This is a genomic window from Blautia sp. OM06-15AC (assembly GCF_003481425.1).
Taxonomy (GTDB): Bacteria; Bacillota; Clostridia; order Lachnospirales; family Lachnospiraceae; genus Fusicatenibacter; species Fusicatenibacter saccharivorans.
On the sequence record NZ_QULD01000001.1, the window covers coordinates 193,675 to 216,992 of the forward strand.

Genomic DNA, 23,318 nt, shown 5'->3' on the forward strand with positions numbered 1-23,318 from the left:
AGGAGGTTATGCACATGACTGATTATAGCAAAATTACAGCCCTTTACTCCCGCCTTTCCGTGGGCGACGAGGACAGGGACGGCGGCGAGAGCAACAGCATACAGAATCAGAAGAAATTTCTGGAAAGCTACGCCAGACAGTTAAAGCTGACGAATATCCGGCACTACATCGACGATGACGAAAGCGGCAGGTTTTTTGACCGTTCCGCATACTCCCGCATGATGGACGATGTGGAAAACGGGAAAATCGGTGTCTGCATTATGAAAGACCTTACCCGCTGGGGGCGTGACTATCTCCAAGTCGGAAACGCTATGGAGATATTCAGACGGAACAATGTGCGCTTTATCGCGGTCAACAACGGCATTGACAGCGAGAAGCCCGACACATTGGAGTTTGCGCCCTTTATCAATATCATGTCGGAGTGGTACGCAAAGGACATCAGCAAGAAAGTGAAAACGGGCATTAAGACCAAAGGCATGAGTGGAAAGCCGATTGTCACCGAAGCCCCTTACGGCTATGTCAAAGACCCGGACGACAAGGATTTTTGGATAATCGACGAAGAAGCCGCCGAGGTTGTCCGTTTGATTTTCCGTCTGTTTATCGGTGGGAAGAACCGCAATCAAATCGCCATATATCTGACACAGGAGCAAATCCCAACCCCCACTTTCTACATGAAAGACCGCGGGTGGGGAACCTGTAAAAATAAGACGCTCAACGAGGATAACCGCTGCAAGTGGAACAAAGTCACCTTGACCAATATCCTCACACGGCAGGAGTATTGCGGCGATGTGGTCAACTTCAAGACTACAAAGCATTTCCGGGATAAGCATAACCACTATGTAGACCGGAGCCAGTGGCACATCACAGAAAATGTGCATGAGCCGATTATCAGCCGCAGCGATTTTGAAACCGTACAGCGGATTTTGGAAAACGCACCCGTCAAACGCCCCAACGGGGACGGGGAAATCCACCCTCTGTCCGGCTTGCTTTTCTGTAAGGACTGCGGCGCAAAAATGCACATTCGTATAGATTACCGAAACGGCGGCAAGCGGCATGTTGCCTATTGCAGCGAGTACCACAAGGGGAAAGCCAGAAATCTGAAATGCAATTCCCCGCACATCATGGACGCGGACTTGCTCATGCAGACCATCGCAGAAGTGCTGAAGAAAATCGAGGACTATTCTATCAGCAATCGGGCGGAGTTTGAAGCCTTAGTGAAAAAGAACCTTGCCATGCAGCAGACCGACCAGACCAAAAAGCAGCAGAAGCGTATTCCGCAAATCACGACGCGCCTTGAACAGATTGACAAGGTGCTGAATAAGCTCTATGAGGACAACGCCCTCGGCACTATCCCGCAAGACCGTTATGAGCAAATGTCGCAGAAGTATTCGGAAGAATACTATGCGCTGAAAGCGGAGCTTGCCACGCTCCAAGAGCAGCTATCCGCTTATGAGAACGCGGGAGGACGGGCGCAGAAGTTTTTGAAGCTGACGGAACGCCATGCCGCCTTTACCGACCTGACCCCCGCCATTCTCAACGAGTTTATCAGCCGGATTGAAGTGCATGAGCGCGACCAGAAAAGGGCGAGATACGCAATCCAGCACATCAGCATATATTTCAATTATATCGGCAAGTTTGAGAATGAAGTGACACAGCTTGCAGAGCCGACCGAGCAGGAAATCCGGCAAATGCGGGAGGAAATCGAAGAAGCCAAAAAGGAAAAGAGCCGCGCATACCACCGGCAGTATTCAAGGGAGTACCGGGCGCGAAACCTTGAAAAGCAGCGGGAGTATGACCGCATGAAAGCGCGGGAATACCGGGCAAGGCGAAAGGCACAGGCTGCCGCCGCACAGCCCACACAGTAAAACAGAATAACCGTCAACCAAGAGGGATTTTCCGAACTACGGGAAATCCCTCTTTTGCGCCCAAAGAAAGGAGCCGCCTATGGCAGAACAGACCCCCGACAGTATCATCACAACCCAGAGGAACGGGCAGACCATTGTTGCGGAGTTGTTTTTCAATCACAGCAGCACAGAAACGTTCCGCGACAAGCTGCTCAAACTGGTACTTGCCGACAGTTCGCGTTTATCTGCGTCTGACGGTCAAGAGCCGGAAAAAACGGAAATCTTGCGATAACAGCCGCCCCGACGAACCATTCCCTGTCTGGACGGTTTCTATTTGAAAATTCTCATTTCCCCCAAGTCAAGAGCCGGAAAAAACACCCGAAAAATGCCCCTATTGCGTAACAGGGGCGCAGAAAGGAGCTTACATGAGAACAGGGCTTACGAAGCAGGAAAAGACCACCGATATTTGGTTTGACGAGAAAGACCCCCTTATCCATATCCGCACCCACAACACCGACTTAAAGAAGCGGCTTGCCGCCTACACCAGACAGCACCCCGACCAGTGCCGCCAGACCGACGCAGACCCCGAAACGGGCTGCATGGAGTTTGAGATTGCAAAGGGGCGCTTCTCTTTCCGTCTGACCGCCCCATACAACGAGGAACGGCGGGAAGCTGCGCGGCGGTCTGCCAGAGAAAACAAGGCCACTGACAGGCTGAAATGAGGTGGATTTATTCATAACCATGTGCTATGATATTTATAGATAGTGAAACTTCCTTTCAATTTTTTCATCTATACAAGTAACAGAGAAGAACAGGAGGCTTGTTCCATGAGAAAAAAGAGATTGATGATTGCAATAGCTTGTATCATTTTAGTAGGTATCGCGGTAATCGTATTTTTTTCACAACAGGGGAAAAAACCGTATAAGGATTTGGACGCAGCGCAGATTGTTTCCGCTAAAGTGTTATTAACACCGCCAGACAAAACGATTGAGATTGAAAATATCCAAGAATTAGTTGAATATTTGAATGATGTTGTTGTCTATAATGAGGATAATTCTTACACAGAGTATGCTGGACAAGGCGTTGTTTTTACCTTGACTATGGTAGACGGTACACAAACAGATATTATGGCGTATAACCCATTTATTGTCATTGACGGTATCGGTTATAAGACAAAATATGAGCCATGTGAAGCACTCAACAACTATGCAAATGAATTACTAAACTCTGGGACTGCCAATATAATTTTGGAAGAACCGCCCACATTAAGCGTTGTGAGTGACGAAACCGCTATCGGTGCAGTATTAGGAACTTATTCGTGGCAAAAAACAAATATTGACGGAACTGCTGAAAGCACAATAGCTGATAGCCCACACCCGTTAGAGTGCAAGGATCTGTTGTCCCCGCCATTTGAAACAACAGAAACAACAGCTACATTAAGATTTACAGAAGACCCAGATACAATTTTAAGTGTGCAGTGCTGGAGTGACGAACATTGGGGAGAGCCTGCTGCAAACAGCGAAGATGTAACTATTGTTGGAAACGTACTCACTCTTAAACTGGGCGGATATATTTATGAAGTAACAGCTGAATGGAATACTGAAAATGGCTATGGCGGAACAGCAAGCTATTTTATATATTTGAAAACAGCAGACTAAAATTGAATAGCCACCCACAAGGGCAGCCGAGAAAATCGACTGTCCTTTTTCTATGCTTATGAGCAGAAAGGAGCGACCAACCATGACAAAGCCAAGAGAGAAAACCCGCGAGGAGCTGCAAGCCGAGATTGAGGACGGAAAGAAGAAAATCCGGCAGCTTGAGAACCGGGAGAAAATCATCAAGCAGAAGCTATCCGTCGAGGAACGCAAGGCGAGAAACCACAGGCTTTGCAAGCGCGGCGGCTTCATGGAAAGCCTTGTGCCGGAGCTTATTGCCATGCCGGACGAGGATGCGCAGACCTTTTTCCGGCTTGCCCTGACGAGCGAGCCAGCACAGGAGTTTTTGAAAAAACGAGCCGAGGAAACGACAAGCTGAAAATCCCTTAGGAACTAAGGGCGCACTTATACACCCTTACGGGCGTGTGCGCTCTGCCGAGGGCTTATCTCCGCACAGGGAGATTTCCCCGCGCTCCGATATGGCGGCTTTGCCGCAACAAGGGGCTGCACCCCTTGCGCCGCTTCGCGGCTATCCCTGCACACCCACAAAAACAGTACACCCGCCTTTGGCGTCTGTACCATTTTTGAGGGTTTTATCATCCTATCCGGGAGGTGATACCCATAGCCATTTACCATTGGAACATCGGCATTGTGAGCCGAGGAAAAGGCAAATCAGCCGTTGCCGCCGCCTACCGAAGCGGCGAAAAGCTGACAAACGAATGGGACGGAATGACCCATGACTACACTCGCAAAGGCGGCGTTGTCCATACAGAAATCATGCTGCCGCCCCTCGCGCCGCCCTCATTCTCTGACCGTTCAACCTTGTGGAACAGCGTGGAGCTTTACGAGAAAGCCGGGAACGCCCAGCTTGCGCGTGAGATTGACGCAGCACTCCCCATAGAATTATCCAGAGAGGAACAGATCCGGCTTGTCCGGAAATACTGTTCCTCTCAATTTGTTTCCAGAGGAATGTGTGTGGATTTTGCCATTCACGACACCGACAGCGGCAATCCCCATTGTCATATCATGCTGACTATGCGCCCCCTTGACGAGCGCGGCGCGTGGGCGGCAAAGTCCAAAAAGGAATATGACCTTGATGAAAACGGTGAGCGTATCTGCTTGCCAAGCGGCAGATATAAGACGCACAAGGTTGACCTCACGGGCTGGAACAGCCAAGAGAATGCGCTTGTTTGGCGCAAGGCATGGGCTGATATTTCAAACGACTATCTTGAGCGTGCCGGAAGCCCGGAGCGTATCGACCACCGCAGTAACGCCGAGCGCGGCATTGACGAAATACCGACCGTCCATATGGGCGTAGCCGCCTGTCAAATGGAGAAGAAAGGTGTAGCCACCGAGAAAGGCGAACTGAACCGAAATATCCAAAAAGCAAACCGCCTTATACGGGAAATCCGGGCGCAGGTTAGCAAGCTCAAAGAATGGATTGCCGACCTGTTCAAAGTGTGGGAAACCGCCCCGAAGCAGCCGCCGCAATCTCCCAACCTTGCAAATCTGTTGATGAAGTATTTGAGCGTTCAGAGAGAAAAGAGCCGGAAGTATTCGCAGCGTTGGCAACAACAGCACACAGCCGATGAACTGAAAACCATAGCGGCAGCGGTCAACTATCTCTCCGAGCATGGCATCTCTAATCTTGACGAGCTGGACGCTTCTCTTTCCTCTGTCAGTGATAGAGCCTATTCAATCCGGGCAGGAATGAAAACCGCCGAGGAACGCATGAAGAAGCTACAAAAGTTAATTGAATACGGGAAGAACTACACAGAGTACAAGCCCATTCACGATGAACTGAAAAAGCTGCAAAACGGCTGGACAAACAAGCGCGACAAGTACGAGGAAGCCCACCGCGCCGAGCTGACCCTATGGAACGCAGCAAATCGCTATCTCCATGCAAATCTGCCGAAAGGAACAAAGACCTTGCCTATTGCGGAATGGGAACAGGAATATGCTGACCTCAAAACACAAAGGGACGGCGATTATACCAAACTGAAAGAAACCCGCGCCGAGGTTGCCGAGCTTCAAAAAATCCGCAGGTGCGTGGATATTGCACTCCGCGCCGACCAACCGGAGCAGACGCAGAGCCGCACCAAACGGCATGATATAGACCGCTGAAAGGAGTTGAACTTTTATGTATTACACCCAAGAACAGATAGACCGCGCCAAACAAGCCGACCTTGTTTCTTTCCTGCAATCACAGGGCGAGCAGCTTACCCGTGCCGGAAATGAATACCGCTGGAAGCGGCACGACAGCCTGACCGTCCGGGGAAACAAATGGTACAGGCACAGCCAGAGTAAGGGCGGTGCACCCATTGATTTTGTCATGGAGTTTTTCGGCAAGAGCTTCACCGAAGCCGTTGAACTGCTGACAGGCGAAAAAGGAGCCGCCCCGCCGCCGGACAGACCAAGCCCCGCGCCCCTATCCGACTTCCGACTGCCACCCCGCAGCACCGACAACCGCATAGCGAGGAACTACCTCACAGCAGCCCGCCGTATTGATGAAGATGTGACGGGCTTTTTCTTTTCCACCGGGGATATTTACGAGGAAGCCGCCCACCATAACGCCGTATTCGTCGGCAGAGATGAAAGCGGCATACCGCGATACGCCCATCAGCGCGGCACAGCCGGGAGTTTTCGGCTTGATGTGAAAGGCAGCGACAAAGCCTTTAACTTCTGCTACCGTGGCGAGGGCGAAAGGTTGTTTGTCTTTGAAGCCCCGATAGACCTCTTATCTTTCCTCTGCCTGTTCAAAAAGGACTGGCAGAAGCAAAGCTATCTGGCGTTGGGCGGCGTGGGAGAAAAAGCCCTGTTGCGCTTTCTCTCTGACCGTCCGAACATCAAGACCGTTTTTCTCTGCCTTGACAGCGACGAAGCCGGAAACGACGCTTGTAGCCGCCTTGCAGAGCTTGTGCCGGAGGGCTTGACCGTCCATCGGCTTATCCCTCTTTTCAAGGACTGGAACGAGGTATTGCAGCACCGGGCAGAAATCACAGACGGGAAATATCTGCGGGAAGCTGTCTATGGCTTGAAAGAGCCGCCGCAGGAAGAAACCGTTGAGATTATCTGCATGAGCGAGGTTGACACACAGACCGTTGAATGGCTATGGGAGCTGTATATCCCCTTTGGGAAAGTAACCATTGTGCAAGGCAATCCCGGCGAGGGCAAGACCACCTTTGCCCTGCGCCTTGCCGCCGCCTGCACCACCGGGGGAACGCTGCCGGGAATGAAGCCCTTGCCGCCATTCCAAGTGATTTACCAGACCGCCGAGGACGGGCTGGGCGATACCGTCAAGCCCCGCTTGATAGAAGCCGAAGCCGACCTTGACCGGGTGCTTGTGATTGATGAAGCCAAGCGGGAGCTTACCCTGTCCGATGAGCGCATAGAAAAGGCAATCACGCAGAACGGGGCGCGGCTGATTATCCTTGACCCCATACAGGCGTACATGGGCGAAAAAACCGACATGAACCGGGCAAACGAAGTGCGCCCCATGTTCCGCCGCCTTGCCGATGTTGCCGAGCGTACCGGGTGCGCCGTTATCCTTATCGGACATCTCAACAAAGCTGCCGGAGGGCAGAGCGCATACAGGGGCTTAGGTTCTATCGACTTCCGCGCCGCAGCAAGGAGCGTCCTGCTGATCGGGCGCGTGAAGCGAGAACCGAATGTGCGCGTTATCGTCCATGACAAATCTTCCCTTGCGCCGGAGGGCAAGCCCGTTGCCTTTTGCCTTGACCCGGAAACGGGCTTTTCGTGGATAGGCGAATACGACATCACCGCTGACGAGCTGCTGTCCGGCGCGGGCGGCAACACCGCCACCAAGACCGAGCAAGCCGAAAGGCTGATACTTGCCCTGCTTGCAGACGGGAAAGAGCTTGCCAGCGAGGACATTGTAAAAGCCGCAGCCGAAGCCGGAATATCCGAAAGGACGGTACAGAACGCCAAGCGCAACATGGGCGCATTTTAGGCGCAAGGCGTGTCGGCGGTCAATGGTACAACTTCATCAAGAAGAAGCAGCCACCCGAACCCGCAAGCTGAAAGTGCAAAACGCAGACCCTTTGCACTTTGCACTTTGCACTTTCACGATAATTTGCGTCAATAACTCAAAAAAGCACTTGACAAAACGCTTCATGGGGAACCCGTGAGGATATTGCACCTTACGTTGATCCTGTATTTCAGAACAATGTGATTCTGACGAAAACGGAGAGCCTGACCATGAACAGTCGCCCCAAGGACCCCAAGACTGCCAGAAACAAAAATGTACTGGTGATTGGCGGCTCCGGTTCCGGTAAGACCCGATTCTGGCTGAAACCCAACCTGATGCAGATGCACAGCTCCTATGCTGTGACGGACCCGAAGGGAACAATTCTGGTGGAGTGTGGAAAAATGCTCCAAAGGGGCGCACCCAAGCTGGAGAAGGACGGAAAGCCCATGAAGGATAAGCACGGCAAGGTCATTTATGAGCCGTACCGAATCAAGGTCCTAAATACCATCAACTTCAAGAAGTCCATGCACTATAACCCCTTTGCATACATCCACTCGGAAAAGGATATTTTGAAGCTGGTGACAACGCTGATCGCTAATACAAAAGGCGAGGGCAAGGCTGGAGATGATTTCTGGGTCAAGGCGGAAACATTGCTGTATTGCGCGTTGATCGGATATATCCACTATGAAGCTCCGGTGGAGGAGCAAAACTTCTCCACCCTCATCGAGTTCATCAACGCCATGGAAGTCCGGGAGGATGACGAGGAGTTCAAAAATCCTGTAGACCTGATGTTTGATGCACTGGAATCGGAAAAGCCAAACCACTTCGCAGTGCGGCAGTATAAGAAATATAAGCTGGCAGCCGGTGTTGTATGCTCTAAAAGACTTCTTAATCAAGCGGTTGGGAAGTCTCTTAGAACACACAACCTAAAACCGAAGAAAGGAGCGCAAGTTATGAAAAAAAACGAGAAAATCACAGCTCTGTACGAACGACTGAGCCGTGATGACTTTGGCAAAGATGATGACCAACAGCGTGAGAGCAATTCCATTTCCAATCAAAAGGCTATGTTGGAGGAGTTCGCCGCACGGCAGGGCTTTACAAACATTGTCCATTTCACGGACGATGGCATTAGCGGCACCTGCTTTGACCGTCCCGGATTTTTGGCAATGATGAAAGAGGTTGAAGCCGGGAATGTGGAGTATCTGTGTATCAAGGACATGAGCCGCATGGGTCGTGATTATCTGAAAGTCGGTCAGATTATGGAAATCCTGCGTCAGCGTGGCGTTCGCCTTATCGCCATCAATGACGGTGTGGACAGTGCCAGAGGGGACGATGATTTTACCCCTTTCCGCAACATTATGAACGAGTATTACGCCAGAGACACCAGCCGTAAAATCCGTTCCACTTTCCAGTCAAAAGGCAAGTCCGGCAAGCACCTCACAGGCACGGTCATTTACGGCTATCTCTGGAACGAAGCCAGAGACCAATGGTTGGTTGACCCCGAAGCCGCTGATGTGGTCAAGCGCATCTTTGCCATGACGATTGAGGGCTACGGTCCGTATCAGATCGCCAGCAAGCTGAAAGAAGAAAAAGTCCTCATTCCGTCCGCTTACCTTGCCCAGCACGGCGAGGGCGTGAACAAGAATAAGACTTTCAAAGATGTGTACGGCTGGGGTTCTTCCACCATCTGCAACATTCTTGAAAAGCGTGAGTATCTGGGACACACCATCAATTTCAAGACCCGAAAGCACTTCAAGGACAAAAAAAGCCATTATGTCCCGGAGGACGAATGGACGATTTTCGAGAATACCCATGAGCCTATCATTGACCAGCAGACCTTTGACCTTGTGCAGAAAATCCGTGTGAATGTCAGACGCTACCCGGACGGCTGGGGCGAAGCAGCTCCCCTCACAGGCTTGCTTTATTGTGCCGATTGCGGCGGCAAGATGTATGTCCACCGCACCAACAACGGCAAGCGCATTTCTCAATACACCTGCTCACAGTACACCAAAGTTCCTTGCGGAACGCTCTGCAAGACCCAGCACCGTATCAATGAAGATGTGGTACTGTCCCTTGTCTCGGAAATGCTGAAAGCCATTGCCGAGTATGCGAAGCATGACCGAGCCGAGTTTGTCCGTGTGGTGCAGGAAGCGCAGTCCAGCCAGCAGACCACAGAGGTCAGGAAACAGCGGACACGCCTTGCCACCGCAAAGCAGAGAGTTTCCGAGCTGGAAGTCCTGCTCTGTAAAATCTATGAGGACAACATTTTAGGAAAGCTGTCCGACAGCAGATATGCCACTCTGGACGCTCAATACGAAAAGGAACAGTCCGAGCTTACCGCTGAAATCTCTGTTCTGGAAAAGGCAGTCAAGAGCTATGAGAAGCACGAAAAGGACGCTGACCGTTTTATCGCTCTGATTGATAAATATGAGAACTTCGACAAGCTGACCATTGCCATGCTCAACGAGTTTATCGAGAAAATCCTTGTGCATGAGCGTGACCGTAAAGGCAGTATACAGACCACACAGGAGGTCGAGATTTACTTCAATTTTGTTGGGCGATTCGTTCCCCCGGCGTTTGGAGAAGCGGAGCTTACCCCGGAGGAATTAGAGGAAATCCGCAAGCGTGAGGAACGCAAGGACAGGCTTCATCAGAACTACTTGAAGCGGAAAGCCAGCGGAGCGCAGAAGCGATACGAGGATAAAATCAAGGAGCGGAAAAAGGCAGAAATCGAAGCCAAGAAAGCCGCCATTCGTGCAGAGGACATTGCAAAGGGCGTGTTCGTCCCTGTCAGCAGCTTACCGCAGAGAGAGCCAATGAAAGGAGTACAATCAGCATGAATATCACTTACACACAGAACGGCGATTATCCTATCCCGAACATCGTTATCCGCAAGACCAAGCCCATCGGACACTACGGCAGACTTCGCAAGGCGTATCTGGAAATGCACCGCCCGATACTGTTCAATGAACTGGTGCTATCCGACAAGCTCTTTGAACATTGTGCCGAGATTGACGAAGCGGCACGAAACCGCATGGAGCTGATCGTGCGGTCACTGGCAGAGCAAAACGGTGTGACTGAGCAACTGAAAGCCGATAATCAAATGGAATGGGTGCGGCAGATGAACGCTTGCAAGGCACAGGCAGAGGAGATTGTGAAAGCGGAATTGATTTATGATTGAGCGAGGAAGTCCGGGCAGAAAACTGTTCGGACTTTTCTCATATAGTCCAAAGTTGCGGTAGAACTGTTCACAAGTTTTATGGTACAATTTGAATACGAAAAGTGAGCAACAAATGGAGGCTGGCTGACACATTTGTCTGCGGGCGTGATGTCCCAATCGGAAATTTCGTCAGACCATATCTCCATTTTAAAAGAAAAGAGCAAGGCCGGATAGACCTTACTCTTACATTATGAATCGGAATTTACGAAAGAGGTACAGAACATGAAGAAAATCAGAGGATTGCGTAGTTCCGGCAGAGCCGGAACGGCAGCAGCCAGAGCCGCCCCGGAGCTGGTGGAGCCGATTTTGGAGTAAATAAAAGGGGTGATGAAATTTTGCTGGAAACAACGCAAATAAAGCAGCGTTTACCGTTTATTGATTTGATAAGAGGTATAACCATTATTGAAATGATTTCGTATCATTTCTTATGGGATTTAGTTTATCTGTATAATGCAGATATTCCATGGTATAAGTCCCACGGTGCCTATATTTGGCAGCAATCCATTTGCTGGACTTTTATTTTGCTGGCTGGGTTCAGCTGGCATTTAGGAAAAAAACACATGAAAAGGGGATTGTGGGCGTTTGGTGGTGGTGTGGTCGTTTCGCTCGTTACTGCCATAGTTCTTCCCAATGATCGGGTGCGCTACGGTGTTCTAACGCTTATTGGCAGCTGTATTTTGATATGGATTTTACTGGATAAGGTTCTGAAAAAAATCCCGGCTGGGGTTGGGGTAAGTGTTAGTTTTGTGCTATTCCTCATTCTCAGAAGTTGGACGAAGCAAGACCCCATCCAACTATCTGATAATTTGCTGAATGTTACATGGTTGAAATCGGTATTAGCTTATATTGGATTTCCGCAAGCTGGCTTTTCATCTACCGACTATTTTCCGTTGCTCCCATGGATTTTCTTATTTGCAACAGGATATTTCCTGTACAGTTTCTTACAGGAAAAGGGGCTGATTAACCGGCTATTTGGAAAATGGAAAGTTCCAGGTATTAACTTTTTAGGGAAACATTCGCTTATTATTTACATGATACACCAACCGATCTGCTATGTTGTAGCGTTCTTGGTTTCGGAGATTTTTTAATATTGAGCCGTTGATCGGTGGAGTAAACAAGAAAGGAAGCCACCAAAAAGGGGGCTTCCTTTCTTTAATATCGGCAAATGTGTTTATTTTTGATTATCACAGTTTGTAGCCGGTGATGTATCGGTCGCTACCAACTTCGCCAGCGAAGAAATCGTTAAGGGAGCTGCAAGCGAAGAATCTCTAATACGACAGATTCAAGTTTGGCGAACTGATAAAATCCCTTTAGGAACTAAAGGGCGCACTTCTATACTCTCCTATCGGGAGTATCGTGCGTCCTGCGGAGCTTCATTCTCTGTCAGCAGAAAAAAGCTGCATGACCGAGAATGTTTCGTCACTTCGTTCCGTCAAGGTGGCTACACCCCCTTGCGCTGCTAATGCGGCTATCCCTTGTGTACTTGCCGTCCGCAAACGGTTTTGACAAACCGTTCGCCGCCAGCAAGTTTGGAAAAACAAATACCGAAAATCAGACCGTTGACTGGTCGCACTATGCGAAAAGTTGACGGTCTTTTTTTATCCCCAAAATCAAAAATAGGAGGTCAATCACAATGACAAAACCGAAAACCCTTGACCAGCTCCGAGCCGAAAAGGAACGGGCCGAGACGCAGCTTGCACAGGAACAGCACAAGCTCAACCGTCTTGAGAACAGAAAGAAATATCTGGAGAAAGGCGAAAGGCAGAAACGCACCCATCGTCTTTGCAATCTGGGCGGCACGATTGAGAGCCTTGCCCCGGAGGTCAAAGATCTCACACGCACCGAAATGACAGAGCTGATGGAACAAATCTTTTCTTTGTCCGAAGTCCAGCGAGCCGTCCGTCACATGACGATTACCCACATCAGCCAAGCAAACGGAGAAAAGGAGTTGAAAGCCGATGGCACTATTTCATCTGAGCGTCACGCAGACTAAGCGAAGCGCAGGACAGTCCGCTATCGCTTCTGCTGCCTACCGAGCCGGGGAGCGATTGTATAGCGAGTATTACGGCGAATACAGCGACTACACCAGAAAGGGCGGCGTGATCTGCTCTGACATTCTCCTGCCGTCCCATGCACCGCCCGAATACGCAGACCGCCAGACCCTATGGAACGCCGTGGAAAAAGCCGAGCGTGGAAAGAACGCCCAGCTTGCATACAGCTTTGACATTGCCTTGCAGAATGAATTTTCCCTTGAGGAAAACATCGCTCTTGCAAGGCAATTTTTATTGGAGAACTTTGTGAGCCGGGGCATGGTGGTTGACTTCGCCGTACACCAGCCAGACCGGGAGGACGGCGGCATACCAAACCCGCATTTTCATGTGATTTGCCCTATCCGCCCCATCGAGCAGGACGGCAAATGGGGGCTAAAGCAACGCCGGGTGTATGAGCTGGACGAGGACGGCAACCGTATCCGAGACCAGAACGGCGAGTTTGTTTTCAACGCCGTTCCCACTACCGACTGGGGCAGTCCCGAAACGCTGGAATACTGGCGGCAGACATGGGCGGAGCTATGCAACGCCAAGTTTGCGGAAAAGGGGCTTGACGTTCGTATCGACCACCGAAGCTATGAGCGTCAGGGCGTGGAGTTTCTTCCCACTGTCCACGAGGGCGCAACTGTCCGGGCAATGGAGAAGAAAGGCATACGCACCGAGAAGGGCGAGTTCAACCGCTGGATCAAGGCAACCAATGCCGTGATCCGGGACATCAAGAAGAAAATCGCTCTCCTGTTCGATTGGATTGCCGAAGCAAAAGCAGAGCTTGCCAAGCCGCAGGCACCCGACCTTGTTTCTCTGCTGAACGCCTATTACACCCAGGGCAGAGCCGGGGCGTATTCGCAGAAAGGCAAGGTCAGCAATCTAAAGGAGATGAATGAGACTTTCAATTATCTCCGGGCAAACGGGATTTACTCCCTTGAGGATTTGGAACACCGTGTCAGCGAACACAGTGCTACCACAGAGAGCTTGAAGAAAACGCTGGACGAACAGAACGCCCGAATGAAAGCAATCAAGCAGCTCTATGACAGCTCCGCCGCTTTCCAGAGCTTGAAGCCTATCTATGACGGCTTGCAGAAAATCAAGTTTGAGAAGCCCAGAGCCAAGTACAAGGCAGAGCATGAAGCGGAACTGAAACAGTTCTACGCCGCCAGACGAAAGCTGACCGGGGAGTTCCCGGACGGCAAGGTGGATATGAAAAAGCTGTCCGACGAGTATGACGAGCTGGAACAGGAGCACAACACCACCTATGGCGAGTTTAAGACCGTCAGAGACGATTTACACCGCCTTTGGAAGGTCAAGTCATGTGTAGATACTGCCGCCCGATTTAACGAGCGCACAGAGGAACAAAAGCTCCAAAATCGACCCCAAACACGACAGAAAAGGGAGGAACTATCCCGATGAATTACACCCAAGCACAGATTGACCGGGCAAACGCCGTCAGTCTGGAAGATTTTCTCCGCACACAGGGAGAGACACTTATCAAAAGCGGACGAGAATACCGCTGGAAAGAACATGACAGCCTGACCGTCCGGGGAAACAAGTGGTTTCGCCACAGCCAGAGCAAGGGCGGCTATCCCATTGATTTTGTCATAGAGTTTTACGGCAAGTCCTTTCCCGAAAGCTGACAATTATCCAGGGCAATCCCGGCGAGGGCAAGACCTACTTTGCCATGCGCCTTGCGGCGGCTTGCACCAATCGAAAGCCTTTGCCCGGTATGGAGACACTTGAACCTTTCAATATCATCTATCAGACCGCCGAGGACGGTCTGGGCGATACGGTCAAGCCCCGATTGATGGAAGCAGACGTAGCCCTTGCGCTGTAATTCTTTTTCAAGTTTTCTGCGTTCTTTCTCAGAATCCTTAAGTTCGCGGTTAAGCCGGGAAGCTTCTTTAGCGATGCCACCATTGGCATTCATGCAGGCATCTTTCCAGGCTTTGATCTGCTCGATATAAAGACCTTTTTTACGGGCATACTCGGCAAGTTCCGTTTCATTCATACCTGCTGTTTCAACAACAACTAAAAATTTATCCTGTGTACTCCAGTCATCAGGAACAGCATCCGTACCAGGAGCAGCATAGCCTTCCTTTCTGGCTTTATCCCGCCAGTTACGAAGTGTCTGTTCAGAGATTCCTTCTTCTCTGGATATCTTGGTAATAGATTCATTGTTTGGTGGAAGCATCCTCCTGAGGAGTGCATCCTTTAATTCTGGACTATCCTTTCGACATTTGCCCTGTCTCTTTTTTTGCCAATACCATAGACAGTTTTCTTTCATTTGCTGTTGTCTCCAATCTCCATACACTGATATGGATAAAGCCTGCCAAGTATCATGCTGATACAGCACCCGGCAGTGCTTTCTGAAAATATGGTTTCTCTGTACTCTTTCTTATCACCCCAGAGATGTAGGATTTCTCACAGGCGGCAGTGTGCTTCACTGCTCCATTGGAAGTTGTCACTCTGTCAGTCGATTCTCCTCGCCCCAGACACAGAGCTGATCCAGCACAGTCATCAGCGTTTTTCCTCGTTCCGAAAGCGTATATTCCACCTTCGGCGGAATCTGCGGATACTCGGTGCGGACGATCAGTTTATCCGCTTCCAGCTCCTTGACAGTCTACATCTGCATTTTTAAAAATATGCGTTTCAAGATTTTTTGAAAGTAAGCGCAAAATAATTCGACGGATTGTGTTGCCCTAAAAATCAATTCATAATAATCATTAGAGAATGCAAGCATTTCACTTCATTTTCTCTTGCTTGAAATGATAGATGCGAGCATTTTACTCTATTCAAGTTATCCCTGTGTGTTAGGATAGTTGTCAGTGAAAGATAATTACTTTTGTGGTAGTATGTAGCTATCACAGGAAGGGAGCTTTCGCTATGAACTATGACGAAGAAGGCGATGGATAAACTGATTACAAGGAAGGAAGCAGCCAGTATACTGGGAATCAGCGTAAAAACACTGGATGCTGTAAGAACAGACGGTTTGATCTCCTATGTTCAGTATGTGGAAAACGGCTGCTGATGCAGTCAGCACAGATTAGGATGACAACGCTGATTGACTATACATCAAAAGTGAAGAACTTGGCTTTGTTGGCAGTAGTCTACCAGAATTTTTCATTACAGTGTTTTGCTAAAGAAATCCGATGGAGCTATACCCTGGATTTTTCTGTATTCTCTGGGTGACATTTTGACTATAGACTGAAAAGCGCTTGAAAATTTTCCCTGGGTTTGGTAGCCTACCTGGGAAGCAATATCCGCGATAGTGTCATTTGTTTCCCGTAATAATTTCATAGCCTGACGCACTCGAAATTCCTTCATATAGGTGGCGATAGGCTGGCCGTAGACTGCCTTGAATATCTCCTTTAGAGTGGAGGTATTTATCAAATACTGTTTGGAAAGTTCTGCGATCGTAAATCGTTGATCCAAGTGCTCTGTCAACTGTTGATGAATTTCTTTTATCAATTCGGTTTGCTGGGAGAAGTATTGGGTCAATTCTTTATGCTCCGATTTCATGTTGCTCAAATAAATCAAAATTTCCAGCACCTTCAATTTCAAGAGGGAAATTCGAACGGATACAGGAGCAGAAAAGAGTGGGGCAAAAATGTGCTCTAAATCGGAACAGGACGGGATTGCGGATGGCTTTCCGGAGCAAAATCGATCCCGTAACTGGTCTGCCTCCACACCGGCATTCTTTAAAACTTCCGGGCAAATGGAAGAGAGCTGTTTCAGATCCACGGAAATGGAAATTCCCTCTGCATATCCTAGGGGAAACATCATGGCGGAATCCGCGCAGCAGGCCATACTGTGTGCTGTCACATCACCTCTACCTAAATAGACGGCAGTACCGTCTTGCATATTCCAACCCACGCGACCACTGCAACAATAGTAAATTTCTAAAACAGAATCCGAAGCATCATGCTGAAACTTGATCTCTGAAGCAAGAAAAACATTGAAGGATACCTCTATTCCAGGAAAAGTTTCATATGCCTCCATAACCCCTTTTCCAGCGGTAACCGCTCGAAACTGTTCTCCAAAGAGTGTGGTACCCGTTCCGCCAGCCCGGCAATGCTTCAAGGCGAGGGTGCCGTTTGGAATCTTTTGAAATTTTTGAGCGATAACTTTGGATTCTTCTTTTTTCATGGCGTTCCTTTTTGTTTTTCTACTTGCGACGGACAGGCGATTTTTACAAGCCACTCAATCATGTGATGGAAATTTCGGGCCTGCTCGGTATCGGCCGCTTTATAATAGACCTCTTTTCCGTCCCGGCGGCTAACGATCAGACCTGCTGATTTCAACTGCTTGAGATGGTGAGAAACTGCAGGACTGCTCATATTTACCATGGCTGAAAGATTGATAACACATTCCTCACAGTGGCAAAGCAACCAAAAAATGCGAATACGGCTGCCATCCCCCAGCTGCTTGAAAATATCAGCTACGGTTTGAAAGTTTTCTACGCTGGGCATATGTTCCAGTTCCTGCTCGATAGTTTGTCCGTGGTCGTGTGGTAAGGGGTTCTGAATCATTTAGCACTCCTCCTTAAAGTCTATCTTACCATAGGCTGAAGGAAAAAGAAACTTTACTTCTGAAATATTTCTGGTTCAGGACCAGCGTCATGGGTGTAATCCAAGATACGGACACCATCACCTATCTCTTTCTGCACCAGCTCCCGCATACGTTTGGCAAAAGGACAGGGGTAACCAATGGGAGTCATGTGATATTGTTCCAGCACATCTTTCAACGTGATTCCTTGCATTCTTTGTTCCGCTGTTTTTTGAATGTCCAAGTAAAAATCCCGCAGCACCAGTTGAATATTTACACCCACGCCACAGGCAGGATTGGTGTGGATGTCCTGATGGAGCAGGGGCTTGTTGCCCTCTACTGCCCGATAGGCATCCAGTAGAGTGATTTTCTCCGGCTCACGAGCCAGAGCAGGTCGGGGATGTCCCTTCACGCTGACCAGCAGTCCTCCCTTCCGCAGGGCGGACATGAGCTGGCGCACATAGGCAGGATTCGTCTGAATGCTCTCTGCCAGCTTGTTACTGGTCAGGTCGCAGTTTGGGTACAGAGCGATAAAAGCCAGAATATGAACAGCATCGCTAAGGCGGGTAGAATATTTCATAGCCTGATCTCCTTTTTTACTTTGATGTTATTTTTATTATAACAACATATTGACAGTGACGCAAGAGGATGCTAAAATAATTTGAAGTAAGAATAAAAATAACACCCACTTGAAAGGAATGGTGACAATGAACTTCTATGATGATCTGGTCATGCAGACCCAGATGAATTATTCCAGGCACTATCATATCTATGCTTCCGGCGGTACGCCTTATCAGCTGACTGACAAAAAGCCGCTGCCGTATAGCGAACAGATCCATCGTTTGGTACAGGAGGTAAAGGAAGCTGACTGTGTGGTAGTGGGCGGGGCCTCCGGCCTGTCCGCTGCCGGTGGTGGAGATTTTTACTACGAGGACAACGACTCCTACCGCAAATACTTCCGCCCTTTTGCCGAGAAGTACCACTTCAAAGGTGCTTTTGCAGGGATGATGCACCCCTGGAAGACAAGGGAAGAGTATTGGGGGTATCTCGCCACATTCCTTCACACTACCCAGACCGCACCTGTGCGTCATTCCTATTTGGATTTAGACGCTTTGCTGAAAGGCAAGGACTTCTTCATCCTCACCACGAACCAGGATACCCAGTTTGTCAAACTCTACCCGGAGGAGAAGGTGGCAGAGATTCAGGGGGATCACCGCTTCTTCCAGTGTGCCGCCTGTTGTACCGATGACACTTGGGATGCGGTAAAGCCGGTGGCTGATATGGTAGCCGCTATGGGGAGTGACACGAAGATTCCCACGGATCTCATTCCCCGATGCCCCCACTGCGGCGGCGAGGCATTCCCTTGGGTGCGAGGATATGGGAATTTTCTGCAAGGAAAGAAATACGAAGAACAGTACGAAAAAATTTCTCGCTATGTGCTGGAACACAAAGACAGCAAAATTTTGTTCCTGGAGCTGGGCGTGGGCCGAATGACTCCCATGTTTATCCAAGAACCTTTCTGGAACATGACCCTCAGCTTTCCCCATGCTCGATATATTGCTGTCAACAACAAGTATGACTTCCTGCCCAAGCAGTTGGAGGACAAGGGCATGACCATTGTGGCCGACATTGCTCAAGTGCTGCGGGATGCACGGGATACCATGGACAGCGGAGATAACGATCGATGAGGGTTGCAAACCAAGCGACGCTTCAGGAACTTGCCGAGCGTATTGATCAAGCAGATGCCGTTGTGATCGGAGGCGGCTCCGGCCTGTCAAGCGCGGCTGGATACGACCACTACCATTGGTCCCCGGCACTTTCGGAGGCATTGTCTCCCTTTCGCGAACAGTATGGCTTTACCTCTCCGCTGGCTGGATTCTACCATTGCTTTTCCAGCTATGGGGAACAGTGGGGGTATTACAGTCAATATATCCGCTTCATGTGGGAAGCCCCTACTGGGCAGCCCTATCTGGACCTGCAGGCGCTTGTTGCGGACAAACCTGCTTTTGTTCTGACCACCAATGTGGATCAGCAGTTTTTTCGAGTATTTCCCCAGAAACAAATTTGCGCCTTTCAGGGAGACTTTAGCTACTGCCAATGCAGTCAGCCCTGCCGGGATGATATTGGGGAAAACCGCGAACTGGTGAAGGAACTGACTGGTTGCCTGGCAGGTGTTCGCCTGCCGGAGGAGGCTGTTCCTCGTTGCCCGGATTGCGGGCGGGTGCTGGTGCCCTGGGTACGAGATGATACCTTTCTGGAGGGAACCTTCTGGCAGGATAGTCTGCATCGCTACCATAGATTCCTGCGACACTGGATAATGGATCAGTTCGACAAAAAAGTCCTGCTGTTGGAACTTGGCGTGGGTGAGATGACACCCAGTATCATCAAATTGCCCTTCTGGGAACTTACTGCCAAAAACGAAAACGTCTTTTATGCATGTCTTAATCGAGAGGCAGCTCATAGGCCAGAGCATCTGCGGGGACGCAGCCTGTATCTGCAAGGAGATTTGGCGGAAACTCTGGCTGCCCTCCGGCAGGAGCGATCCATCGCAGCAACCATAAAATAGAAAGGAGCGAACAAATATGATTGATTGGAACCCTATTGCGAAAAAATTCAGAGAAGCGGACGCTATCCTGATCGGAGCCAGTAACGGCCTGTCCATCACCGAAGGACTGCATTTGTTTGCGGACAATGCGACTTTTGAAAGACTGTTTGGGGATTTCAAACAAAAATACGGCTTACGTTGTATTTTGCAGGGCATGATGGCCGGATGGCCCAGCGAGGAGGAAAAATGGGCCTTCTGGGCCCGGCTCATCCATCGTTACTGTGGGCAGTACCAGCCTACGCCGGTGATGAACGATTTGAAGGCCATTGTAGGAGAAAAAGATTACTTTGTCGTCACATCAAACGGAGAAGGTCACTTTGAACTGTGTGGCTTCGATCCGACGAAAATCTATGAGATTGAGGGCAACTGGATTACTATGCAGTGTGCCCGCCCCTGCCACGATACCCTCTATTCAAGTTTAGAGGTGGCCGAAAAATTATCGGCTGCCGAACAGGGCGGCCATGTGCCTACAGAGTTGGTGCCGCGTTGTCCCAAGTGCGGAGGTCCCATGGACATCCACATGGGCGCGGGTCAGAGAATGATCCCGGATGCCGCTGCCCAGGCACGGTTCCAAAACTTTCTGAAAACCTACCACGGAAAGAAACTGGTGGTTCTGGAGCTGGGCATTGGCTGGCGCAATCAGCTGATCAAGGCCCCGATGATGCGCCTGGTGGCCGGCGAGCCAAACGCCACTTATGTGACCATCAATCTGGGGGAGATCTACATTGCGGACAATATCAAAGAGAAGTCCTTCGGACTGGACGGGCGGCTGGATGAGCTGCTGCCTGCTCTCCGGGAGGCGTGTGAGGTATGACGATTTCGGAGCAGGTTCAAAATGACTATACAAATGCATAAACTCTCATGAACCAGGTTGCTTCCTGAATCCTTTGCAGCAGTAGAGAATGCATAAAAAGCCGGGAAGTTGACTCAAATTGTCAATGCCTCCCGGCTATTATCAGGCAGATATTAATATAGTTAGAATCATGGTATATATTTCATTCCCCATTGGGAAATGGCGTAAAAGACCGGCAGCAGGTCCCGCCCTTTTTCGGTGAGGGAGTACTCCACTCGCAGAGGCATTTCATTATATTGGATACGCTGAACCAATTCGTCCGCTTCCAGCTCTTTCAGCGCGTTGGTCAGAGCTGTGTTGGTAATGGGTTTGAGAACTTTTTTCAGTTCCCCAAACCGCATAGGACACTTGATGCACAGTTCATAGAGAATTTGGAGTTTCCATTTGCCCTGCAGCATTTGAACCACCGGCGTGACCGGGCAGTTTCCCTCGCCGGTTAGAATGACACTGCCAACCTTTTCTTTGAATTCTTCATAAGTCATAATTGGATCGTTCCTCGTCTTTTGCAGTATATTTTTTGATACCAGGTATAAATAATTTGCGTACTTGAACAAAAATTACTATCAGATATAATAAATATATCACTGGTTGGCCATACAGTCAACGACTGAAATCTCTTAGAAAGGTCTGAATTTTATGAAAGAACTGAACATTATGGAGGCTACTGTTCTGACCTCCCCCAATCCGCTGACACTGATCTGCTCTAAAAAGGAGGATGGTTCTACGAACCTGGCTCCCATTTGCTTTGTGTCTTACCTCTCCTTCAATCCGCCTATGGTGGGCTTCGCCACTGGCAAACAGTCCCACACCGGCAAGCGTGTGCGTGAGACCGGCAAAGTCATTGTCACTGTTCCCGGTGAGAGTCTGGCAGGCGCAGTAATGGCCTGCGGAGCATCTACCGGTGCCGAGACCGATAAGGTGGCCGCCAACAACATCGAGATGATGGCTGTGGAGGGCAGCGATATCCAGATTCCGGCGGACACCCGGCTGGCGATGGTGGCTATCTTGCAGCAGTCGGTGGAGGTGGGCGACCATATCCTGCACATCTGTCAGGTGGACAAGTTCCTGGGCGATGAGGACAAGAAGGGCCTGTATGCCTGGAACGGCTTCGGGAAAGTTGCACCTGCGGCAGAAGGCTAAATCTTAAAACGGTAAGGAGGCATCAGCGGTGGCTGTTTGTATTAAATTGAGTGGATCGTCATTGGGACTGAGACCGGACATAGGAAGGGCAAAGCCGTATCGAAACCGGAATGGGTGTGGAACCTGACACATCAGGCCCATTCGCTTGGCATCCCTGTATTTATGAAGGAAGATCTGCTTCCTATCATGGGCGAGGCACAGATGGTACAAGAATTTCCCCTGGCTTTTTACCGGGTATTGGAGGAACAGAAGACATGACAGAAGTAAAAGAGAGCAGCATTCTGATTCAGGATGTAGAAACCAAAAATATTATGACAAAATCCGCCCTGCCGGTGGGAGGCTATTCCGTCAATCCTTATGTGGGCTGTACCCATGGCTGCAAATACTGCTACGCCTCGTTTATGAAGCGATTTACCGGGCACACCGAACCGTGGGGGACATTCCTGGATGTGAAACATTGGCCAGCAATCAAAAATCCGCAAAAATACAAAGGGCAGCGCGTAGTCATCGGTTCAGTGACCGATGGATATCTGCCCCAGGAGGCTCAGTTTCAGAACACCCGAAAGCTTCTTGAACAACTCCGGGGCAGTGAGGCAGAAATTCTCATCTGTACCAAGTCAGACTTGGTAATCCGTGACATCGACCTTCTGAAAAAATTGGGAAAGGTCACGGTCTCTTGGTCGATCAATACATTGGACGAAGGCTTTAAAAATGATATGGACAATGCCGTCAGCATCAAGCGACGGCTGGATGCCATGAAGCAGATCTATGATGCGGGCATTCGCACCGTCTGCTTTATTGCCCCTGTCTTTCCGGGTATCACGGATTTTGAGGCTATCTTCCATCAGGTCAGAAATCAATGCGACCTGATATGGTTAGAAAATCTAAACCTGCGAGGCGGATTCAAAAAAGACATCCTTGACTATATACGTAAAAAACATCCTGACTTGGTTCCGCTGTACGACGCTATCTACAACAAGAGAGACAGAAGCTACTTCCGTGGTTTGGAGGATCAAGCGGAACGGCTGGCGAAAGAAAACAGCTGTCCCTTCGTGGACAACGAGCTGCCCTACGGCCGGGCAGAGCCTGGGCACCCGGTCATTGTGGATTACTTTTACCATGAGGAAGTGCGTGGCTCGGAAAACACCGGGCGACGCAACTCCCAAAAATAATTTGTGAAATAAATGGGTTCTGACATGGAGCTGTGCTTCAATGTCAGAACCTTTTTTAGCACTGTTTACCCATTCAGAAGTTTTCTTATCCCTCTTGGAAGGACTTGTACTCCGTCCATTGTTTTTCGATTTTCCCCGCTCTACAATGTAGACAGAACGATTAAATGATAGGTGTTTATCAAGTTTTACATAAAATTATATTACCGGTAAGCATACGATGAGCAGATGTTTTTTATTGCCTTTCGAGTATAGAT

Annotated in this window: 21 protein-coding genes and 4 pseudogenes; 19 read left to right on the top strand and 6 right to left on the bottom strand. The window is 49.6% G+C overall.

From position 1 onward, the window contains the following. The first annotated feature begins 14 nt into the window (after positions 1 to 14). The 13 genes and pseudogenes from DXB83_RS00965 to DXB83_RS01030 form a co-directional block, all read left to right on the top strand. On the top strand, positions 15 to 1,865 hold the full coding sequence (locus DXB83_RS00965) for a recombinase family protein (protein WP_330426792.1): 1,851 nt from the start codon (positions 15 to 17) through the stop codon (positions 1,863 to 1,865). A 79-nt stretch (positions 1,866 to 1,944) separates the two neighbouring features. Next, the gene (locus DXB83_RS00970) at positions 1,945 to 2,136 is read left to right on the top strand and encodes a transposon-encoded TnpW family protein (RefSeq protein WP_006060444.1); all 192 of its coding nucleotides are present in this window, start codon (positions 1,945 to 1,947) and stop codon (positions 2,134 to 2,136) included. A 133-nt stretch (positions 2,137 to 2,269) separates the two neighbouring features. Continuing rightward, a complete protein-coding gene (locus DXB83_RS00975; RefSeq protein ID WP_055228716.1) occupies positions 2,270 to 2,566 on the top strand; it encodes a hypothetical protein in 297 nt (98 codons plus the stop codon). Positions 2,567 to 2,671: 105 nt separating this feature from the next. Beyond that, positions 2,672 to 3,502: a hypothetical protein gene (locus DXB83_RS16735; RefSeq protein WP_070103256.1), complete on the top strand. Its 831-nt coding sequence runs from the start codon at positions 2,672 to 2,674 to the stop codon at positions 3,500 to 3,502. Positions 3,503 to 3,584: 82 nt separating this feature from the next. Next, entirely contained in the window at positions 3,585 to 3,878 is a 294-nt protein-coding gene (locus tag DXB83_RS00985; RefSeq protein WP_055228717.1) for a DUF3847 domain-containing protein, read from the top strand. Positions 3,879 to 4,111: 233 nt separating this feature from the next. Next, the gene (gene mobQ, locus DXB83_RS00990) at positions 4,112 to 5,623 is read left to right on the top strand and encodes a MobQ family relaxase (protein WP_118697188.1); all 1,512 of its coding nucleotides are present in this window, start codon (positions 4,112 to 4,114) and stop codon (positions 5,621 to 5,623) included. A gap of 16 nt (positions 5,624 to 5,639) precedes the next feature. Then, the gene (locus DXB83_RS00995) at positions 5,640 to 7,469 is read left to right on the top strand and encodes an AAA family ATPase (RefSeq protein WP_118697189.1); all 1,830 of its coding nucleotides are present in this window, start codon (positions 5,640 to 5,642) and stop codon (positions 7,467 to 7,469) included. A gap of 155 nt (positions 7,470 to 7,624) precedes the next feature. Beyond that, a pseudogene (locus tag DXB83_RS01000) lies at positions 7,625 to 10,327 on the top strand (DUF4368 domain-containing protein); the annotation flags it as partial. Next, positions 10,324 to 10,668, top strand: coding sequence for a TnpV protein (locus DXB83_RS01005; RefSeq protein ID WP_117805439.1), 345 nt, complete (start codon positions 10,324 to 10,326; stop codon positions 10,666 to 10,668). The pseudogene DXB83_RS01000 and the gene DXB83_RS01005, both read left to right, overlap by 4 nt. Positions 10,669 to 11,042: 374 nt before the next feature. Continuing rightward, complete coding sequence (locus tag DXB83_RS01010) at positions 11,043 to 11,795, top strand: heparan-alpha-glucosaminide N-acetyltransferase (RefSeq protein ID WP_117509146.1); 753 nt, start codon at positions 11,043 to 11,045, stop codon at positions 11,793 to 11,795. A 545-nt stretch (positions 11,796 to 12,340) separates the two neighbouring features. Then, entirely contained in the window at positions 12,341 to 12,700 is a 360-nt protein-coding gene (locus DXB83_RS01020; RefSeq protein WP_117509145.1) for a DUF3847 domain-containing protein, read from the top strand. Further along, entirely contained in the window at positions 12,666 to 14,162 is a 1,497-nt protein-coding gene (gene mobQ, locus DXB83_RS01025; protein WP_118697190.1) for a MobQ family relaxase, read from the top strand. The genes DXB83_RS01020 and mobQ (DXB83_RS01025) overlap by 35 nt, the downstream gene beginning before the upstream one ends. Beyond that, positions 14,159 to 14,574: pseudogene (locus tag DXB83_RS01030) on the top strand (AAA family ATPase); the annotation flags it as partial. The gene mobQ (DXB83_RS01025) and the pseudogene DXB83_RS01030, both read left to right, overlap by 4 nt. A 258-nt stretch (positions 14,575 to 14,832) precedes the next feature. Here DXB83_RS01030 and DXB83_RS16995 read toward each other — a convergent pair. Then, positions 14,833 to 15,033: pseudogene (locus DXB83_RS16995) on the bottom strand (transposase); the annotation flags it as partial. A gap of 177 nt (positions 15,034 to 15,210) precedes the next feature. After that, positions 15,211 to 15,366: pseudogene (locus tag DXB83_RS01045) on the bottom strand (winged helix-turn-helix transcriptional regulator); the annotation flags it as partial. Positions 15,367 to 15,639: 273 nt separating this feature from the next. On the opposite strand from DXB83_RS01045, the gene DXB83_RS01055 reads away from it, so the two are divergent. Further along, positions 15,640 to 15,777: a hypothetical protein gene (locus DXB83_RS01055; RefSeq protein WP_442857661.1), complete on the top strand. Its 138-nt coding sequence runs from the start codon at positions 15,640 to 15,642 to the stop codon at positions 15,775 to 15,777. Positions 15,778 to 15,872: 95 nt separating this feature from the next. Here the strand turns inward: DXB83_RS01055 and DXB83_RS01060 are convergent, their stop codons facing one another. The 3 genes from DXB83_RS01060 to DXB83_RS01070 are packed head-to-tail and all read right to left on the bottom strand — an operon-like array spanning position 15,873 to position 17,874. Continuing rightward, positions 15,873 to 16,895, bottom strand: coding sequence for a helix-turn-helix domain-containing protein (locus tag DXB83_RS01060; RefSeq protein ID WP_117509143.1), 1,023 nt, complete (start codon positions 16,893 to 16,895; stop codon positions 15,873 to 15,875). Beyond that, positions 16,892 to 17,278, bottom strand: coding sequence for an ArsR/SmtB family transcription factor (locus DXB83_RS01065; RefSeq protein WP_055228485.1), 387 nt, complete (start codon positions 17,276 to 17,278; stop codon positions 16,892 to 16,894). The genes DXB83_RS01060 and DXB83_RS01065 overlap by 4 nt, the downstream gene beginning before the upstream one ends. Positions 17,279 to 17,331: 53 nt before the next feature. Continuing rightward, positions 17,332 to 17,874 (bottom strand): Rrf2 family transcriptional regulator, encoded by a 543-nt coding sequence (locus tag DXB83_RS01070; RefSeq protein ID WP_242991104.1) that lies wholly within the window; start codon positions 17,872 to 17,874, stop codon positions 17,332 to 17,334. A gap of 127 nt (positions 17,875 to 18,001) precedes the next feature. Between DXB83_RS01070 and DXB83_RS01075 the strand changes: the two genes are divergently transcribed. The 3 genes from DXB83_RS01075 to DXB83_RS01085 are packed head-to-tail and all read left to right on the top strand — an operon-like array spanning position 18,002 to position 20,713. Further along, positions 18,002 to 18,982 (top strand): NAD-dependent protein deacetylase, encoded by a 981-nt coding sequence (locus DXB83_RS01075; RefSeq protein WP_173841546.1) that lies wholly within the window; start codon positions 18,002 to 18,004, stop codon positions 18,980 to 18,982. Beyond that, positions 18,979 to 19,860, top strand: coding sequence for an NAD-dependent protein deacetylase, SIR2 family (locus DXB83_RS01080; RefSeq protein WP_117509142.1), 882 nt, complete (start codon positions 18,979 to 18,981; stop codon positions 19,858 to 19,860). Before DXB83_RS01075 ends, DXB83_RS01080 begins: the two co-directional genes overlap by 4 nt. A 16-nt stretch (positions 19,861 to 19,876) precedes the next feature. Continuing rightward, the gene (locus DXB83_RS01085; protein ID WP_117509141.1) at positions 19,877 to 20,713 is read left to right on the top strand and encodes an NAD-dependent protein deacetylase, SIR2 family; all 837 of its coding nucleotides are present in this window, start codon (positions 19,877 to 19,879) and stop codon (positions 20,711 to 20,713) included. 167 nt (positions 20,714 to 20,880) lie between these two features. Here the strand turns inward: DXB83_RS01085 and DXB83_RS01090 are convergent, their stop codons facing one another. Next, positions 20,881 to 21,234, bottom strand: coding sequence for a winged helix-turn-helix transcriptional regulator (locus DXB83_RS01090; RefSeq protein ID WP_055187091.1), 354 nt, complete (start codon positions 21,232 to 21,234; stop codon positions 20,881 to 20,883). 154 nt (positions 21,235 to 21,388) lie between these two features. Between DXB83_RS01090 and DXB83_RS01095 the strand changes: the two genes are divergently transcribed. Both DXB83_RS01095 and DXB83_RS01105 read left to right on the top strand, forming a co-directional pair. Further along, complete coding sequence (locus DXB83_RS01095) at positions 21,389 to 21,892, top strand: flavin reductase family protein (protein ID WP_055218318.1); 504 nt, start codon at positions 21,389 to 21,391, stop codon at positions 21,890 to 21,892. 254 nt (positions 21,893 to 22,146) lie between these two features. Further along, on the top strand, positions 22,147 to 23,064 hold the full coding sequence (locus tag DXB83_RS01105) for a radical SAM mobile pair protein B (protein ID WP_117814034.1): 918 nt from the start codon (positions 22,147 to 22,149) through the stop codon (positions 23,062 to 23,064). Positions 23,065 to 23,318 lie beyond the last annotated feature (254 nt).

Bases quoted from the DNA above. Each gene is read 5' to 3' on its own strand.
- DXB83_RS00965 (WP_330426792.1), top strand. From the start codon at position 15: ATGACTGATTATAGCAAAATTACAGCCCTTTACTCCCGCCTTTCCGTG.
- DXB83_RS01060 (WP_117509143.1), bottom strand. From the start codon at position 16,895: ATGAAAAAAGAAGAATCCAAAGTTATCGCTCAAAAATTTCAAAAGATT.
- DXB83_RS01105 (WP_117814034.1), top strand. From the start codon at position 22,147: ATGACAGAAGTAAAAGAGAGCAGCATTCTGATTCAGGATGTAGAAACC.
- DXB83_RS01080 (WP_117509142.1), top strand. From the start codon at position 18,979: ATGAGGGTTGCAAACCAAGCGACGCTTCAGGAACTTGCCGAGCGTATT.
- DXB83_RS00970 (WP_006060444.1), top strand. From the start codon at position 1,945: ATGGCAGAACAGACCCCCGACAGTATCATCACAACCCAGAGGAACGGG.
- DXB83_RS00995 (WP_118697189.1), top strand. From the start codon at position 5,640: ATGTATTACACCCAAGAACAGATAGACCGCGCCAAACAAGCCGACCTT.
- DXB83_RS01090 (WP_055187091.1), bottom strand. From the start codon at position 21,234: ATGACTTATGAAGAATTCAAAGAAAAGGTTGGCAGTGTCATTCTAACC.
- DXB83_RS00975 (WP_055228716.1), top strand. From the start codon at position 2,270: ATGAGAACAGGGCTTACGAAGCAGGAAAAGACCACCGATATTTGGTTT.
- DXB83_RS01075 (WP_173841546.1), top strand. From the start codon at position 18,002: ATGAACTTCTATGATGATCTGGTCATGCAGACCCAGATGAATTATTCC.
- DXB83_RS01065 (WP_055228485.1), bottom strand. From the start codon at position 17,278: ATGATTCAGAACCCCTTACCACACGACCACGGACAAACTATCGAGCAG.
- DXB83_RS01070 (WP_242991104.1), bottom strand. From the start codon at position 17,874: ATGAAATATTCTACCCGCCTTAGCGATGCTGTTCATATTCTGGCTTTT.
- mobQ (WP_118697190.1), top strand. From the start codon at position 12,666: ATGGCACTATTTCATCTGAGCGTCACGCAGACTAAGCGAAGCGCAGGA.
- DXB83_RS01085 (WP_117509141.1), top strand. From the start codon at position 19,877: ATGATTGATTGGAACCCTATTGCGAAAAAATTCAGAGAAGCGGACGCT.
- DXB83_RS00985 (WP_055228717.1), top strand. From the start codon at position 3,585: ATGACAAAGCCAAGAGAGAAAACCCGCGAGGAGCTGCAAGCCGAGATT.
- DXB83_RS01095 (WP_055218318.1), top strand. From the start codon at position 21,389: ATGAAAGAACTGAACATTATGGAGGCTACTGTTCTGACCTCCCCCAAT.
- DXB83_RS16735 (WP_070103256.1), top strand. From the start codon at position 2,672: ATGAGAAAAAAGAGATTGATGATTGCAATAGCTTGTATCATTTTAGTA.
- DXB83_RS01020 (WP_117509145.1), top strand. From the start codon at position 12,341: ATGACAAAACCGAAAACCCTTGACCAGCTCCGAGCCGAAAAGGAACGG.
- DXB83_RS01005 (WP_117805439.1), top strand. From the start codon at position 10,324: ATGAATATCACTTACACACAGAACGGCGATTATCCTATCCCGAACATC.
- DXB83_RS01055 (WP_442857661.1), top strand. From the start codon at position 15,640: ATGACGAAGAAGGCGATGGATAAACTGATTACAAGGAAGGAAGCAGCC.